We start from the raw sequence: 16,762 nt of genomic DNA on the forward strand, positions 1-16,762 counted from the left end.
CCGCCACATCCGCTTCATGGCCCTGGGCTCAGCGATCGGAACGGGCCTGTTCTACGGCTCTTCCTCCGCTATCCAGGCCGCCGGACCAGCAGTCCTCTTTGCGTACATGATCGGCGGCGCAGCCGTCTTCATCGTCATGCGCGCCATGGGCGAGATGGCCGTGAAGCATCCGGTCTCCGGATCCTTTGCGCACTATGCCTCGCGCTACCTGGGCAATTTCGCCGGCTTTGTCACCGGCTGGACCTTCAGCTTTGAAATGGCCATTGTGGCCATCGCCGATGTCACCGCCTTCGGCATCTATATGGGCTTCTGGTTCCCGCAGGTGCCGCAGTGGATCTGGGTGCTGGCCGTGGTGCTGCTGATCGCCACGATTAACCTGATGAAGGTCAAGGTCTTCGGCGAAACCGAATTCTGGCTGGCGATCGTGAAGGTCACCGCAATTATCGCGATGATTGTCGGCGGCGCGGCCCTGATCATCTTCGGCTTCAATGCCCCGGACACCGGCACTGCCACCGGATTTGCCACTCTGATGAGCGCCGGCACCTTGTTCCCCAACGGCTTCATGGGCCTGCTGCTGTCCTTCGCAGTGGTGATGTTTGCCTTCGGCGGCATCGAAACCATCGGCATCACTGCGGGCGAAGCCGATGATCCATCCACCTCGGTGCCCGCCGCGATCAACACCGTGCCCTGGCGCATCCTGCTGTTCTACGTGGCTTCGCTGGCTGTGGTCATGATGCTCTTCGACTGGCGCCAGATCGACGGTTCGGCCTCGCCGTTTGTGCAGATTTTTGATGGCCTGGGACTGCCGGCTGCGGCGCATGTGCTCAACGCAGTGGTCATCACCGCGGCAATTTCGGCGATCAATGCCGATACCTTCGGTGCCGGGCGCATGCTCTACGCGATGTCCGTCGCCGGCCATGCACCGAAGTCCTTCGGCCGGGTCTCCCGCCACGGCGTGCCGTGGATGACCGTGGTCATCATGGCCATTGTGCTGCTGGCCGGCGTGGTGCTCAATGCCCTGCTGCCAGAGGCGCTGTTCACCATCATTGCCTCGATCGCGACCTTCGCCACCGTCTGGGTCTGGATCATGATCCTGGCCTCCTATCTGGCCATGCGCCGGCAGGAAGCAAAGGCTGGGCGCGACGCCTCGCTGCCTCGCGAGTACGCTGTGCCGGGAGGAACCATCGCCGTGTGGGCGGCCCTGATCTTCATGGCCCTGGTTGTGGTCCTGCTGGCGCTGAGCGCCGAAACCCGCGTGGCCCTGTACACCGGAATTGTCTGGCTGCTGTTGCTGGGCGTGCTGTACAAGGTGCTGGTGCTCCCGGCGGCCGCGATCAGGCAGGATAGCGATTCGTTGCGAGGCTAGCCCCGCGTTTGTCCCTTCGGCGTCCGGCTTCATTCATGAGGCTGGGCGCCGTTGCCGTATCTGGATGTTTCCTAGTCGATTCGCTGCCGGTCTGTGTTGGCAGTTGCAGGTCCTGAGCGTGGATCGGCCTTGGCCCGCAGTTCCTGGAACAAGGCCAGGGTGGCCCAAAGGAGCATCCCCGCTCCGACAATCCAAAGGCTGCCCAGGCCCAAATGGAGGTAGGCGAAAACGCCACCGAGCGATCCCACCGTGATCATGGCCCACAGCACCGCGTAGCGAAGCCATAGCAACCGATTGACCCCCTGGTTGGAACCTGTCACCAGCCCAAGGATTGCGCCGCCGAGGGCTTGGCCGAGCTTGACCAGCGTGCCGGTCATATAGGTCAGGCCCAAAGCGACTTCGCCGGAACGCGTGTAGGACACGTTCACCACCCCCATGGCGGCCGACAATAAGAGTGCTGTGGCGTTCGGCTGGACGGTTCCCGTCGCAGCGGCAGCCAGGAGCAATCCGGCACTGAGGTACATGGCTAGCGGCCTGCGCAAAGCAGCCAGAGAAGAAGTCAACAGGGTGGCGATGACCACGCCAATGACAAAGCTTGCCACCAATGACATGGCATTGATCCACCCCGTGAGATCACCGGTCATCAGCGCCGCGGAAGAACGCGTGGAGTTCCCGGACATGAACGACAAGAAATAGCCGCCAAAGTGCACAAATCCGACGCCGTCCACAAACCCGGCCATTGCGGTGATGGCTCCGGCAAAGAGGATTCCGCCCCAGCGAAGATTCTTTGCCACATGCACCGCTTTCTGTAGATGCCCGCTATCCCGGACGCCGTTGTCTCGTTCCCAGTATTCCAGCGATTGGCAGTGGCCGGTTCGCTGGGGTTGCGGAATGCATTTCAGTACAAAGTTGTTAGCTCAAGTATGAGTGAAATTATTGGCGAACAGCCTGCCGAGTCCAAGCGCCTACGCGTCGACATCTTCTCCGATATCGCCTGCCCCTGGTGCTTCATTGGCAAGCGCCGCTTTGAGCAGGGCGTTGAATCTTTTGAATATTCGCAGAACGTCGACGTGTACTGGCATGCCTACCAGCTGGACCCATCCTTGCCCGATAACTATGACGGCAGCGAAGCAGAATACCTGTCGAAGATGAAGGGGCTGGATCAGTCGCAGGTCCAGCAGATGCTGCAGCATGTAACCGCCCAGGCTGCAGAAGAAGGCCTGGCCTACGACTTCGAGAATCTCAAGGTAGCCAATTCCTTTACCGCCTTGCGTGTTCTGGAGTACGCAAAGCAGCACGGGGCCGGCAACGAGATGAAGGAATTGCTGCTGTCGGCGCACTTTGAAAAGGGGCTGGACACCGGGAATGTTCAAACCCTGCTGGAGCTGGCTGGATCGTTGGGACTTGATGCCCAAGAGCTGGGTGCGCAGATCGAAGCCGGTGCTTATGCCGAGGAAGTCAACGCCGATATTTCACAGGCCCAGCAGCTTGGAATTAGCGGTGTTCCATTCTTCGTGCTCGACGGAAAGTACGGTATTTCCGGTGCACAACCGGCTGAGGTCTTCTCCAACGCATTGACCCAGGTCTACGCGGAGAACGTACAGGCCCAGTAGGTCCGGGCTTCCAGCCTGGCTAGTCCGCCGGCGCGCACACCAGCTTGCCGGCGGACCTATCCAGCTTGCGGTCTTTTTGCAGGCCCTCGAATTTCTCGCCGACCGCCAGGTCTACCGTCGAACCCCACTTTTCCGGGTCGAAGATGAACACCGATCCGGGTACCTGGCGTTGGACGGTGAATGCCTGGGCATAGCCGTCAGGCCCGGCAATGACAGCGCCGATGGTGCCAGAAAGCGAAGTCCAGCCCGAGGTCAACGACGAGATCTTAAAACCGCGTTCTTCCAGCGACTTTGCGGTATCTCCGGCGAGCCCGGCAATATTCGTTGTATTAAGCACCCGGATCCTGAAGCTCTGCGGGTCCTGGTATGAGAAGTCCACCTCTGGGCATTTCTCGTTCTCAATTTTTGCCGGAGCCGGCTCTGCAGTTTCTTCAGTCGTAGCTTCTGCTCCCGGATTCCAGTTTCCGGTAACAATGAGCAGTGCGCCCACGGTTACGGCGATGACAAGAACTGCCATCACGGAAAACACCGCATTTTGCCTTCTGCGCGCACGCTTCTTGGCCTTGCGATCCGAGCTGAAGCTCAAGTCTTGCTCATCAACAATATGCGCCCCGTGCCATTCGCCCGGGTCTTCGCGTTCACGCATCTTCCCACCTAGCTCCGGGTAGTCTGTGGCTACGACTAGCTGAGGAGAACCACCTCGTCATCCTCGTGGCAGTTAGCTTATCGAATCGTCGTCCAAATCCAATATCCGCGCATGTATTACAGAGCGATGATGAAGCGCAGAACGTAATGCACGGTGCACACCGTCTTCTAGATACAAAACGCCGTCATATCGAACGACGTGAGGGAACAGGTCACCGTAGAATGTGGAATCTTCTGAGAGCAGTGCTTCCAGATCAAGAGTGGATTTGGTCGTAACCAGCTGATCCAGCTTCACCTGCTGCGGGGGCAATTCACTCCAGTCGCGAGAGGAGACCAGCCCATGCGCCGGGTATGGTCGGCCGTCACCTACTGCTCGAAATATCACCTTTCAAGCATAAGCTCCGAGTATTCAGATCGTTGGAATTACCTGCTGCACGGGCAGTGCGCGCTTGGACAAGTAATAGCCGTCAGGCCCAGTTACCGGTTGAACCCAGCGGCCTCATATGACTCCACGGGCCATCACTCGGCCATTGCTTGTGAGCCGCCGGAAAGCTCCTGTTGTTCCACATTCCAATAACGCGGGCAGTCCTGACATTGAATGGGCCTGCCACCGTGAATCCTCTGGTAACAATCACCGAGCCAAATGGCCGTTGCACGACGTCAGCCACGGCTGCGTCCAGTTACGAGCGTCCAGCGTCACGTCATTCTTGCACAGCCCAAGGACCTGCATCGTATGCTGTATACGCACTGGGATAGTTGCGCCTTTTTGAGCGCTGGCAGGTACCCGTCTCGGATGATTCAGATTCCTCGCCAATGGCGGAAAACCGAATTATGGACCTCATTTTATTTCTTCGCAAGGATTGTGACATCGCGAGAAACTTGGAGGAACCGGGCGTAACTTAGGCTGGTAACAATCCCTTCATAAGGTGCACTCTGGGGATATGAAAAACGTAGTCACCGAGATCCCAGTCCTCGACATTTCTACCTCGCGCAACGCAGACGGCACCTTCAACGAAGATTTCGTCGCTGCACTTCGTGACGCGGCCCATCGTGTTGGATTCTTCCAAATCGTTGGCTACAGCTCCCAAGAAGGCCAAGACCAAGAGCTGCTGGACACCATCGCCGAGTTCTTCAACAAGCCAGTCGAGCAAAAGATTAAGCTCGACAACCGCAATAGCGCCCAGTTCCGCGGCTACACCCGCATGGGCACCGAGATCACCCGCGGCCGCGCCGACGCCCGCGAGCAGATTGACTACGGACCCGAGCGTGAAACCCTCGCTGTAGTGCCAGCCGACAAGCCCTACCTGAACCTGCAGGGACCTAACCAGTTCCCAGAAGATTTCCCACAGCTCGAAGACCGTGCCATGGCTTGGGCCGAGCTGATGAACAAGACTGGACATGAGCTGCTTTCAGCCATTGCCGTGGGCCTGGGACTGCCCGAAGACCACTTCGATGAGCCTTTTGCCAATACCCCTTCGTGGATGGGCAAGCTGGTTCACTACGTATCCGGCGATGTTGTTCCCGAGTCGGGCAACCAAGGTGTTGGCCTGCACGCCGACTACGGCTTCGTAACCCTGTTGCTGCAGGACCAGGTCGGCGGGCTGCAGGTCCAGCCATACGGCCAGGAAGAGTGGATTGAGGTTCCACCAACTCCGGGCGCATTGGTCGTCAACCTCGGCGAAATGCTGGAGGTCGCCACCGATGGTTACCTGATGGCCACCATTCACCGCGTGATCGCTCCACCTGCTGGCGTTGACCGCTACTCCGTGCCGTTCTTCTACTCGCCACGGCTCGACGCGGTCATCGACAAGGTCGAGCTGCCCGCAGAGCTGGCTGCCCAAGCCCGTGGCGTCTCAGATGACCCGGAGAATCCAATGCTGGCTTCGTACGGCGCCAATGTACTCAAGGGCTGGCTGCGCGCTCACCCGCAGACCGCTGCAATCCACTACCCAGAAGTCGTCAAGGCCAAGAAGAGCGCATAGCTCGAACGGCTCCCTCCACGCGAGGACGCGAACTAGAAAGACCTGCAGGTCCCGGCTCGAAATTATTTTTCGAGTCAAGGCCAGCAGGTCTTTCTTGTTTTTATCGGCTCACTCGCTGCCAGCGAGGACACAAAACTCGTTGCCTTCAGGATCGGCAAGTACCACCCACGTCACGTCATCATCCTGTCCAACGTCTGCGTATGCGGCCCCCAATGACAGCAAGCGGTCGACTTCTTGCTGCTGCCCAGTTCCACGTGGCCGGACATCGAGGTGCAGCCTGTTTTTGATCGATTTCTGTTCTGGAACCTGGGCGAAGGTCAGAACAACGGATGCGCCGCCGTCATTCTGCGGACCAATGCTGACTAATCCGACTTCTTCTTCTCGTACCGCGTAGTCCAGCACTTCGCACCAGAAACGAGCTAGGAGCATTGGATTTGCGCAGTCCACCGAAATCTCGCTCAATACACTTGCCATGGTCTTGCCTCGTCAAAAGATTGGTCGTCAATTGATTCGGATCATACCGGGAAATATTCCCCCGATCTCAGATGGCAAAAAAATAATGCCTTGGTTCATCATTTCCATGATGAACCAAGGCATTAAAATTGGCGGAGGATAGGGGATTTGAACCCCTGAGGGCGTTAACCCAACACGCGTTCCAGGCGTGCGCCATAGGCCGCTAGGCGAATCCTCCTCAGTTTGCTCCGAGGAGCAGGATCCAGCATATCTAAATTCTCGCTCAATCACGAATCGAGAGTTCTCTTGCCGTTTCCCGCACCGCCACTAAAGCCGTTCTCCCCTGAAATCCAGTGTTTTCAGAGGTTATACCCACCCTGCAACTTTCCGGTTCTGCCCCTCAAATGAGCCCCGATACTGCTATTCATGAGCAAAAGAGAGGTATTTCACAGCAGCGATGATCCTCGGCGCCTGCACATTGGCCCTCCTGGACAACGCACCACACCGGGAGATTTTGGCCTTTGGGCCGCGAATTTGGATCAAGATAACCTTTTTGCGCAGATTGCCGCCACGGCGCGACAGCTCTACGACCGGTTGCCTGCACTCACAACCAGCCAAGGCCTGGGAACACTTAAAATCGTGTCCCGCCTACGGAGCATGCTGGACGCTGCGGAAGCAGCAGTATTGGCGGACTCGTATGAACATGCGGTGAAAGAGTCCTCAGCCCAGGGCAGCCAAGACCCACTTATCCAGACGCCTTCAGACGGGCTTCAAGAACAGTCATCCCAGTACTACGGCATCAGCCCTTCGGAAGAAACTGTCATTCGTTCTTCGTTTGTAGCCGAGGCTGCGATGGCCCTACGAGCCTCCGAGGCGAATGTTCGAGACCGTTTATTCATCGCAGAAGGCCTGCGCCATCTTTGTCCTGAAACTCTTGAAGAGCTAAGCCGCGGAGAGATCACCACCAGAACGGCTCAAGAGATCGTCAAACAGTCCCAGGATCTTGAGCCGGAAGATGTCCGGCATATGCAGCAAACCCTGTTGCCCATTGCCCGGACCGCCTCGGATGCTGCCGTTGCCCACAGGGCTCGCAAGATCCACGAGCGCCTTCACCCTCGCCCTATTGAAGAACGGCACAAGAAAAGTGCTGAAGACCGAAAGGTCACCTATTGGAACGAACCCAATGGGATGTCGGTGATCCAGCTGTACATGCCTGCCGAAAATACGTTGAGCATCATCAACACCGTCAATTGGCATGCCTCGCAACACGATGATCCCGAAGATGAACGCACCGAACAGCAACGGCGCCTGGACATCATCTGTGATGCACTCATTGACGGATGGCCAGCTGGAGGGGGCACTCCGCTCAAGGCACGAGTTGCGGTGACCATTCCCGCCCTCGAGATGCTGGCCGATCCCCAGCGTGCTCTGGCCGATCTGGAAGGCTACGGGCCCATACCTATCGGAACCGCGTTACGCATTGCCAAGGATGCCCCATCTTTCATGAAGGTACTCACCGACCCGTGGTCTGGTGCCGTAATAGATGTTGGCCGTGAGAAATACCGGCCATCCAAGGCACTGCGCGATCTACTGCGCAGCCGGGATATTTGTTGCCGCTTCCCTGGCTGCAACCGTCCAGCGGAGACCTCTGAGATCGACCACATTGATGCTTGGGCCAACGGCGGGCACACCTCTCGGACCAACACCCACCTTTTATGCAAACGGCATCAGATGTTCAAACACGCCTTGGGGTGGCAGGCCACCTACCTGGCCGATGGATCCGTGAACTGGCGTTCCCCGCATGGCGTGGTGTGCATCGAACTTCCGGGCAGTGTCACCAATGTGCAGAATTTCGACTTTGAAAAAGAGCAAACGCCGATGCTGCCGACAGTTCAACTCAATGACAGGGTGCGCAAGGTACTCGGATGGCTAGAACCAGTAGACGGGGAAACAGGATGAAGGTTCACGCCCGGATTCGCCACTTAATTTCTTGTTTTACATTCAGGGCCTGAGAGCAAGCGCACGCTGCCCGATTTTTATCCAAGCACCACCCTCGGGTAGTATTTTTGGTGACCCCTCGTGTGGTGTCATCCTGTTGAACTCCCCCAGGACCGGAAGGTAGCAAGGGTAGATGGGCTCTGGCAGGTGCATGAGGGGTCTTTACTTTTTCACGCAAGCCGAAGGGGAGTCCACGTGGGCGCTGGCCGTTTCGCCCCTAGCCCGTCAGGGCCGCTCCACCTCGGCAATTTGCGCACGGCGGTTCTAGCTTGGCTCTTCGCTCGTTCCACGCAACGTGAATTCTTGTTGCGCATTGAAGATCTTGACCGGGTCCGCTCCGGGGCAGAAGCCATCCAAATCTCCGAACTGGAGTCCTTGGGCCTGCAATTCGACGGCTCACTCTTGCGCCAATCCGAACGCCTGCCAATTTACTTCGACGCCGTAGAACAGCTCAAAAAGCAGGACTTGGTGTTCCCCTGCTTCTGCTCTCGCAAGGACATCGCCGAAGCTGCCAGCGCGCCGCATGCAGCACCCGGCGCCTACCCGGGTACCTGCCGGAACCTGAGCCCGGCCGAACGTGAAGCCAAGTCACAAGATCGTCCTGCCGCCTTGCGCCTGCGCGCCGAGGTAACTGAATTCTCGGTTCACGACCAGCTGGCTGGCGGCTATGCCGGCGTAGTTGATGATTTTGTCCTGGTCCGAAATGATGGTGCTCCTGCCTACAATTTGGCCGTCGTGGTCGATGACGCGCTCTCCGGAATTGATCAAGTTGTGCGTGGCGATGATCTGCTCTCTTCCGCGCCACGACAGGGGTATCTGGCAACGCTCTTGGGCTACGACGTTCCGGAGTACGCCCACGTCCCGCTCGCTCTGAATACCAAGGGCCAGCGCCTAGCCAAGCGCGATGGTGCTGTAACACTCGAAGAGATCACCGAACATGGGGTACATCCAGCCGATGTTGTGGCGATTTTGCTAGAGTCATTGGGCTTGCCCAGCACGAGTTTGCTGGCAGCCCTGGAAGCTTTCGATCCGGTGAACTTGCCACGTGAGCCGTGGATCGTAGAACCTGAAAATATCGTCCAACAGCTGATGCCCCCGGCATCACGCAACCGATAGGGAACCGGTGTGAGTACAGCGCTATATCGCAGGTATCGTCCCGATACGTTTGCCGACGTCATCGGACAAGAGCACGTTACTGCTCCCCTGATGACGGCTCTGGAGAAAAACCGCGTTAATCACGCGTACCTCTTCTCCGGCCCACGCGGTTGCGGCAAGACGACTTCCGCCCGAATCCTGGCACGTTGCCTGAACTGCGAGCAGGGCCCAACGCCGGTACCTTGTGGCACCTGCCCTAGCTGTGTTGAGCTGGCCAATGGCGGCCCGGGGTCGCTGGATGTTATCGAAATTGACGCTGCCAGCCACGGTGGCGTGGACGATGCCCGCGACCTGCGCGAACGGGCAACTTTCGCGCCGACACGCGACCGCTACAAGATCTTCATCATCGATGAGGCCCATATGGTGACCGCGGCAGGCTTCAACGCCCTGTTGAAAATCGTTGAAGAGCCACCAGCGCACATCAAGTTCATCTTCGCAACGACCGAACCCGAGAAGGTTATCGGGACCATTCGCTCCCGTACCCACCACTACCCCTTCCGCCTGGTTCCGCCAGAGGCCTTGTTGGCGTACCTGCAGGTTTTGTGCGAACGCGAACATGTCGCGGTAGCCGAGGGCGTACTTCCTTTGGTTATCCGTGCAGGTGGCGGTTCGGTCCGCGATACCCTCTCGGTTCTTGACCAGCTGATGGCTGGTGCCCGTGAAGGAACGCTGGATTACGAAACCGCCATTGCCTTGCTGGGCTATACCCATTCGACCCTTCTGGATGAAGTGACCCTGTCGCTTCACGAGGCTGACGGCGCTGGTCTCTTCGGCGCCATTGACCGCATCATCCAGACCGGTTTGGATCCACGACGCTTTGTTGAAGATATTCTTGAACGCTTCCGAGATCTGATCATTGCCAAGGCCATGCCCGAAGGCCTGGAAAAGATCCTTCGCGGTGTACCCGAGGACCAGTTGGAGGCCCTGCACCTGCAGGCTGGCCTGGTTGGCGCCGGCGAGCTTTCCCGGTGGGCAGATGTCACCAACAAGGCGCTGAGCGAGATGACCGGCGCCACCTCTCCTCGTTTGCACTTGGAATTGCTAGCAGCCCGATTGATGTTGCCGGGTTCCGAGAACTCGGTGTCTTCCTTTGCCGCACGATTGGATCGCTTGGAACGCCATGCGATGAGCGGTGGCGAGCTTCCAGCACTTGACGATGACCAGACCGCCGATTCGTCGGCTTCGATGGGTGCAACGCCGAATCCTGGCGCTGCTCGCCAGGGCGCGGCCGCTGTGCGCGAGGCGCTAGCCGCCGCCAAGGCCCGCCGCGAGGGTGTGGCCATGCCGGCACCGGAACACGAGCCTGCCCCCCAGACGCAAGCGCCAGCTGAACAGCCAGCGCAACCAATTCAGCAGCCCCAGGCCGAACCTGTTCAGGCGCAGCAGCCAGCTCAGCGGCCCCAGGCCGAACCTGTTCAGGCGCAGCAACCTCAACCACCTCAAGAGGCTCAGCAGGCTGCAGCCAAGGAACAGCCGCAACCTGCCGACGATGATCCAAATGCACCACTGGACCCAGATGCGCAGTCTTCGCTGAACACTGGCGAAGCTGCAGATTGGGGTGCAACATGGGGTCCGAAGGACGATAGCTTCTCTGTGACCACCGAAGTCCAGCCAGGTCCAAGTGTTCCTGCAGCCCGCCCTGAAGGTGTTGCGCCATTCAGCCTGGTTCCAGATCCTTCCAGCGGCGAAGACCTGTCATTTGGCACCGGGGTTTCCATCGATGATGTTAAGCAGAATCCGGCCATGGCCGAATTCGCTCGCAAAGCTGCCGAGTCTCGTGCCCAGCAGCCGGCTGCTCCTGCGCCTCAAAAGCAGGCACCCGTTGAGACTGCTCCCCCAGCCCAGGCTCCGGCTCCGGCACAGCAATCCAGCCAGGCAGAACTCGATGCACAGCGCCAGGCGGCGCAGCAAGCTCAAGCACAGCAGGAACTGGCTCAACAAGAGCAGGCACAACGCGAGCAAGCCGAGCGAGAAGCCCAGGAACGTGCCGCTCGTGAACAGGCACGCCAAGAGCAGGCACAACGCGAGCAAGCCGAGCGTGAAGCACAGGAACGTATTGCGCGCGAGAAGGCAGAACGCGAAGCCCAGGAACGTGCTGCCCGCGAGCAAGCTCAGCAACAGCAACAGCAGGCTCAACCGGCTCAACAGCAAGCGCAGCAGCCTGGCGCCGGTTCCCCTGTCGTGAAATTCCAGCAGGCTTGGCCAATGATCCTGCAGCAGTTGCAGGGAAGCTCACGAGTTCTGCATTCCATGGTGGCAACCTATGGTTCTGTCGCTGGTTTTGACGGTCGCACGCTCACCTTGGCGTTCAGCAACACCGGTCCAATCGTGAACCTGCGCAACCGGCCGGATTTGATGAACACCCTGACCGGGGTCGTTTCGCAATTCGCCGGCTCCCCCATAGAAGTAGTACTCACCGAAGGCGGTTCCAACCCAGCTGGCGGTGGTTCCCCAAAAGGTGAGCGCCGGCCACTCCCGGCGCAAACCCCAGCACCAACCAAGTTCACCAAGGCTGCAACTTCTGCTGGGGTAGCTGCGCGTGCTGCTGCGCGCGCACAAGCCGCCGCCCCGGCGCCTGCTGCCAGCACGCCCCCGGCCGCCTCGCCAGTGGCACCGCCACCAGCCACGCCGGGTGCAGGAGCCACCGACGGCTACGCCAGCTCCTACGATGACGTGCCGCCACCCTACGACGAGCCGTTCATGGACGAGCCGCCGTTCCCGGATGATCCGTACTACGCGCCAGAACCGGCAGCTGCGCGCGAACCCCAGCGCCAGCCTGAGCCGGCCCAGCCTGCTCAAGCCACCGGGCACCCCGCACAGGCAGCGGCTGCTCCCGAGCCGCAGCAGCCAAGCGCGCCACGCAGTTTTGGAGGCCCACCGGTAGCACCGAAGCCTCGGCTGACTGCTGGGCTCAGTGCCCGGCAGGCTGAAGTTGGCACGCCGAATATTCCACGTCCGGTCTCGAGCACTCCACTGCACCCGCAGAGCACCACGGACTCGTTCCAGGACTTGGCCGTTCGCGAAAGCGAAGAACCGGCGCCTCAGGTTCACGCGCCTGTGGCCCCGCGGCCATCGGCTGCTCCGGCGACCGCTGTGGAGCCGGAACCGCAGATCCCGGCCGCCGAAGCACCACAGCAGCAAGCCCAGGCGCCTGCTCCGGCCAGGACTCCAGAGCATGATGCTCCGGCAAAGCCCGCGCCAGCGCCTGAAACCGCTCCGGGCTGGGGCACGCCGCAACAGGAGGCGGCAATGGCCAGCGAGCCGGCCGCGCCAGCCGCTGGCCAGCGCATGAGCCGCTATCAGCAGCTGATGAACCAGGCCAAGAGCTCGCCTAGTGCGCCGGCACCCGCGCAGGCTGCCGGCGGGTGGGGTGGACCAGCTGCGGCGCCTGCCGCTGCGCAGAATCAGGAGCCCGAGGAGTTCGTCCCCAGCGACGATGACATCGAGGTCGAGGATTCCGCGTTGATCGGTGTTCCCGCCGTGGAACGACTGCTCGGCGGCATGGTCATCGAGCAGCGTGATGTGAACGGGAATGTCGTGGAAATCAAGCGCAGCCTGTAGCGGAAACCACGGCATCCTGTCGGGGTGAGACACTAGGGTGTAACAGGGAAGATTCCCAGCAAAGCAGAAAGAAGGCGCACGTGTACGAAGGTGCTGTACAGGAATTGATCGACGAGCTCGGTCGCTTGCCTGGCATCGGCCCGAAATCGGCTCAGCGCATTGCCTTTCACATTCTTGATGCCGATGCCGAGGATATGACGCGGCTGGCCGCGTCCATCCAGCTGGTCAAGGAGAAGGTCAAGTTCTGCGAGATCTGCTTCAACATCTCGGAGCAGGAGATCTGCGCCATCTGCCGCGATGAACGCCGCGATGGAACCAAGATCTGCATCGTCGAGGAATCCAAAGACGTGATGGCCATTGAGCGCACCCGCGCCTTCGGCGGCAAGTACCACGTGCTCGGAGGCTCGATCAACCCGTTGGCCGGCATCGGCCCGGAGCAGCTGCACATTCGCGAATTGGTCACGCGCCTGGCCGACGAGTCCATTACCGAATTGATCCTGGCCACAGACCCGAACCTCGAGGGCGAGGCCACCGCCGTGTACCTGGTGCGCGCGCTGGCTCCCCTGGGCATCCGGATCACCCGGCTGGCCTCCGGCCTGCCGGTGGGCGGAGACCTGGAATACGCCGATGACGTCACCCTAGCACGAGCCTTTGAAGGCCGTCGCACTGCCGGGTCCAGCGCGTCGAACGCGCGACGTCCGGCTCCCGCGGCCGAAGATGCCGAAGCATCTGGAAAAGCCGAAAATACTCCAAGCAAGGCTCCTGCCACCGAGCCCAAGCTCTTCAGAGCCGTTGATCCGGCGAAAACCCCCAAGGCTGGCGACGGCAGCCCTTCGCACCCGGTAGTTCCAGAGATGGATAACCACCGCAGCCGATAAGCCCTTTCCTTGCGCACCCCGCACTCCCTTCACCGAAGGGATATGCGGGGTTCTCTTTTAATGCCGTTTTCCTCGGGATATCGGTGTGCGATGAAACACCATAGTTGATAATAATCAACTATCCTCGTATAGTTGACATCAATCAACCATTCAGGTTCTTTGGGCCTGACTTTAACTTTTTGGAGGCTCAATGACCGCAATCGCACCGGTCGCCGGGCCCAAGATGACGCACCGTGAAATCCTCACCGCCCTGACCGGAATCCTCATGGGCATGTTCGTCTCGATCTTGGCCAGCACCGTAGTATCCAGTTCCCTGCCAGTGATCGTCTCGGATTTGAACGGCAGCCAGACCGCCTACACCTGGGTAGTGACCGCTACCCTGCTGGCGACCACCATTTCGACCCCGATCTGGGGCAAGCTCGCCGACCTGGGCAACCGCAAGCTGCTGCTGCAGATCTCCCTGGCGATCTTCGTCCTGGCTTCCGCTGCCGCGGGCTTCTCGCAGACCACCAGCTTCCTGATCGCCATGCGCGTCATCCAGGGCCTGGCCGGCGGTGGCGTTGGCGCCCTGGCGCAGATCGTCATGGCCGACTTCCTCTCGCCACGCGAACGCGGCAAGTACATGGGCCTGTTCGGCGCAGTCATGGCCATCGGCACCGTGGGCGGGCCACTGATCGGCGGCTTCGTCACCGACACCATCAACTGGCGCTGGAACTTCTTCATCGCGCTGCCTTTTGCCATCGCTGCGGTCATCTTGATCCAGCGCACCTTGCACCTTCCGGCCGTCGCCAAGCGCAAGGTCAAAATCGACTACTGGGGCATCCTGCTGCTCTCCGGCGGCGTTTCGCTGCTGCTGATCTGGATGTCGCTGGGCGGCTCCGAGTTCGAGTGGGCTTCGGCCACCAGCTTGATGATGGTGGTTGGCGCGGTGCTCCTGCTGGCAGCGTTCATCCTGGTCGAGATCAAGTCCTCCGAACCGCTGTTGAGCATGTCGCTGTTCAAGAACCGCACCTTCACCTTCGCCGTGATCGCCTCACTGGCCGTAGGCGTGTCGATGTTCGGCACCTCGGTGTTCCTCAGCCAGTACATGATCATGGCCCGTGGCGCTTCTGCCACCATGGCCGGCCTGATGACTTTCCCCCTGATGGGCGGCCTGCTGGTCATCTCCACCATCGGCGGCCAGTTCATCTCCCGCACCGGCAAGTGGAAGCCGCTGGTGATCACCGGCTCGGTGCTGATCGTCATTGGACTGTTCCTGCTGGGAACCATCCACTACAACACCAACTACGCGCTGGTTGCGGCCTTCATGTTCATCCTGGGCGCCGGCATGGGCCTGGTCATGCAGAACATGGTGCTGGTGGTGCAGAACTCCGTTGACATCAAGGAACTGGGTGTCGCCTCCTCCTCGGTCAACTTCTTCCGAACCTTGGGCGGCACCGCCGGCACCGCCGGATTGGGCGCCATCCTGGCAGCATCCATTCCGAACATGATTGCCGATCGCCAGGCGGATTTGATGCAGGCCATCGGGTCGCTGGGCGAAAAGGGCAAAGCGGTCGCAGAGGTCTTGTCCTCGGGCAACCTTCCAACCATCTCCACCCTGCCCGAGCCGGTGCGCGTCATCTTCGAATCCATCTACGGTGACGCGGTGCCTTCCCTGTTCACTTTCGCAGCCCCGCTGTCGCTGCTCATCGTGATTGCTGTCTGCCTGATACCCAACCAGGCCCTGACCACGCAGACCGCCACCGAGCGCATGCAGGAAGTTGACGCCGAAGCCGCGCTTGAAGCCAATGGCATAGCTGCCGTCGACGAGAATGCAGGCGCTGAAATCCAGGAGCCAACTGCGCCCAGCAAGCAAGGAACCGAACCAGCGATGAAGCCGAACGGCAACTAGGAGAAATCCAGTGGATACCACCAGCACAGATGCTTCTGCCTGCACGAAGGATCGCGCGGACCGCTATTCGTTGGCAGAGCAGGAATTGTTCTCGCTGATTGCGGTCACTGCACGGTTCAAGCGCGAACTTGCCCATCGGCTCAACGGCCAGCTGACGCCAGGCTATTTGCCGGTGCTCGGCCTGATCCTGCGCCATGGCCGCATCACGCAGTCAGAAATTTGCGAGAAGCTGCTGATCGACAAGGCGACGCTCTCACGCATGATCTCCAAGCTCGAACAGCTCGGCCTGGTGGTTCGCGAGGTCAACGCCGATGATCGCAGGGCTTTCGACCTGCTCCCCACCGAGCACGCCAAAGAGCGCTGGCACAGCGGATTTGAGCAGTGGCGAGGCGAGCTTCGTTCGCGCATGAGCAACTGGGCTGACGATGACCTGGACAGGCTGGTTGAACTGCTGAGCAGATTGAATCTGGAAATTCAGGCGATCTAGCCTGCACTTGAACACCGGTGCGACAGGCCGGGCATCACGGGACGACCGTGGCGCCCGGCCATTTTCCTTTCCCCGCAGACCCGGCATTGCCTAGACTTCAACCATGGGAACCAAGAGCAGCAATACCTCAGCCATAGCCAATGCCACCGGCATTCCATGGGACACCTGGAGCAGCCAGCTTGAGGACGCCAAGGCCGGCGAGCTGACGCATAAGGAAATCGCTGAGCTTGCGTTCGCCCACATGCCACCGTCACTTGACAACCCGGGGTGGTGGGCACAATCGGTTGCTGTCGCCTACGAGCAGCAAATTGGCCGCCGGCTCCCGGGGCAGGCTCAAGACGGGACCTTCCAAGGCTCGGTCAGCACTACTCTGGCCGCCGATTTGGATACGGCCTTGGCCCGCTGGGAAGAACAAGTCTCTGGCATGGAAACCTTCAATGGGCAAACACTAGCCGAACCAGCACGGACCAGTGGATCCGAGCGCTGGCGCTATTGGCGTGCCAGCTTCAGCGACGGCACCAAGGCCCAAGTGGATATTGGGCTTAAGGGCGACAAATCAGCGATAGCCATTAACATTACTAAGGCTGAAACACCAGATCAGGTGTCTGAATGGAAGAGGTTTTGGCGACAAATCTTGGATGAATTCAAGCAATAGCCCATGTTTTTCAACAACAGCCGCGAATATTCCTAGGCAATATGACCAATGTTTACCGTCACAAGTAGGAGAACTTGG

14 protein-coding genes, 1 tRNA gene and 1 other RNA gene are annotated in these 16,762 nt (G+C 59.8%); 11 read left to right on the forward strand and 5 right to left on the reverse strand.

What is annotated here, in order from left to right:
- Nucleotides 1–16: 16 nt before the first annotated feature.
- Nucleotides 17–1,366, forward strand: a complete 1,350-nt coding sequence (locus tag H6F58_RS08970; protein WP_171919619.1) for an amino acid permease — start codon at nt 17–19, stop codon at nt 1,364–1,366.
- 71 nt (nt 1,367–1,437) lie between these two features.
- On the opposite strand, the gene H6F58_RS08975 is transcribed toward H6F58_RS08970, so the two are convergent.
- On the reverse strand, nt 1,438–2,160 hold the full coding sequence (locus tag H6F58_RS08975; RefSeq protein WP_348536386.1) for a YoaK family protein: 723 nt from the start codon (nt 2,158–2,160) through the stop codon (nt 1,438–1,440).
- Nucleotides 2,161–2,289: 129 nt separating this feature from the next.
- On the opposite strand from H6F58_RS08975, the gene H6F58_RS08980 reads away from it, so the two are divergent.
- Complete coding sequence (locus H6F58_RS08980; RefSeq protein ID WP_060700477.1) at nt 2,290–2,979, forward strand: DsbA family oxidoreductase; 690 nt, start codon at nt 2,290–2,292, stop codon at nt 2,977–2,979.
- 19 nt (nt 2,980–2,998) lie between these two features.
- Here the strand turns inward: H6F58_RS08980 and H6F58_RS08985 are convergent, their stop codons facing one another.
- A complete protein-coding gene (locus H6F58_RS08985; RefSeq protein ID WP_146277541.1) occupies nt 2,999–3,625 on the reverse strand; it encodes a LytR C-terminal domain-containing protein in 627 nt (208 codons plus the stop codon).
- Between the two features lie 72 nt (nt 3,626–3,697).
- On the reverse strand, nt 3,698–4,009 hold the full coding sequence (locus H6F58_RS18180) for a type II toxin-antitoxin system VapB family antitoxin (RefSeq protein WP_075972394.1): 312 nt from the start codon (nt 4,007–4,009) through the stop codon (nt 3,698–3,700).
- A gap of 556 nt (nt 4,010–4,565) precedes the next feature.
- On the opposite strand from H6F58_RS18180, the gene H6F58_RS08990 reads away from it, so the two are divergent.
- Nucleotides 4,566–5,606 (forward strand): 2-oxoglutarate and iron-dependent oxygenase domain-containing protein, encoded by a 1,041-nt coding sequence (locus tag H6F58_RS08990; protein WP_060700475.1) that lies wholly within the window; start codon nt 4,566–4,568, stop codon nt 5,604–5,606.
- Between the two features lie 108 nt (nt 5,607–5,714).
- On the opposite strand, the gene H6F58_RS08995 is transcribed toward H6F58_RS08990, so the two are convergent.
- Entirely contained in the window at nt 5,715–6,080 is a 366-nt protein-coding gene (locus H6F58_RS08995; protein ID WP_146277539.1) for a VOC family protein, read from the reverse strand.
- Nucleotides 6,081–6,209: 129 nt separating this feature from the next.
- A tRNA-Ser gene (locus H6F58_RS09000) sits at nt 6,210–6,297 on the reverse strand.
- A 188-nt stretch (nt 6,298–6,485) separates the two neighbouring features.
- On the opposite strand from H6F58_RS09000, the gene H6F58_RS09005 reads away from it, so the two are divergent.
- The 8 genes from H6F58_RS09005 to H6F58_RS09040 all read left to right on the forward strand — a co-directional run bounded on the left by H6F58_RS09005 (nt 6,486) and on the right by H6F58_RS09040 (nt 16,684).
- On the forward strand, nt 6,486–8,018 hold the full coding sequence (locus H6F58_RS09005) for an HNH endonuclease signature motif containing protein (protein WP_146277538.1): 1,533 nt from the start codon (nt 6,486–6,488) through the stop codon (nt 8,016–8,018).
- A gap of 109 nt (nt 8,019–8,127) precedes the next feature.
- Nucleotides 8,128–8,224, forward strand: an RNA gene (ffs, locus tag H6F58_RS09010) — signal recognition particle sRNA small type.
- 28 nt (nt 8,225–8,252) lie between these two features.
- The gene (gluQRS, locus tag H6F58_RS09015; RefSeq protein WP_171919616.1) at nt 8,253–9,173 is read left to right on the forward strand and encodes a tRNA glutamyl-Q(34) synthetase GluQRS; all 921 of its coding nucleotides are present in this window, start codon (nt 8,253–8,255) and stop codon (nt 9,171–9,173) included.
- Between the two features lie 9 nt (nt 9,174–9,182).
- On the forward strand, nt 9,183–12,773 hold the full coding sequence (locus H6F58_RS18185; protein WP_195181601.1) for a DNA polymerase III subunit gamma and tau: 3,591 nt from the start codon (nt 9,183–9,185) through the stop codon (nt 12,771–12,773).
- Between the two features lie 80 nt (nt 12,774–12,853).
- Nucleotides 12,854–13,651, forward strand: a complete 798-nt coding sequence (recR, locus tag H6F58_RS09025; protein WP_195181602.1) for a recombination mediator RecR — start codon at nt 12,854–12,856, stop codon at nt 13,649–13,651.
- A 190-nt stretch (nt 13,652–13,841) separates the two neighbouring features.
- On the forward strand, nt 13,842–15,542 hold the full coding sequence (locus H6F58_RS09030; protein ID WP_195181603.1) for a DHA2 family efflux MFS transporter permease subunit: 1,701 nt from the start codon (nt 13,842–13,844) through the stop codon (nt 15,540–15,542).
- A 10-nt stretch (nt 15,543–15,552) separates the two neighbouring features.
- Nucleotides 15,553–16,029, forward strand: coding sequence for a helix-turn-helix domain-containing protein (locus H6F58_RS09035; RefSeq protein WP_146277534.1), 477 nt, complete (start codon nt 15,553–15,555; stop codon nt 16,027–16,029).
- 103 nt (nt 16,030–16,132) lie between these two features.
- Entirely contained in the window at nt 16,133–16,684 is a 552-nt protein-coding gene (locus H6F58_RS09040) for a hypothetical protein (protein WP_146277533.1), read from the forward strand.
- Nucleotides 16,685–16,762 lie beyond the last annotated feature (78 nt).

This window comes from Glutamicibacter sp. FBE19 (genome assembly GCF_015524875.1).
GTDB lineage: Bacteria > Actinomycetota > Actinomycetes > Actinomycetales > Micrococcaceae > Glutamicibacter > Glutamicibacter halophytocola.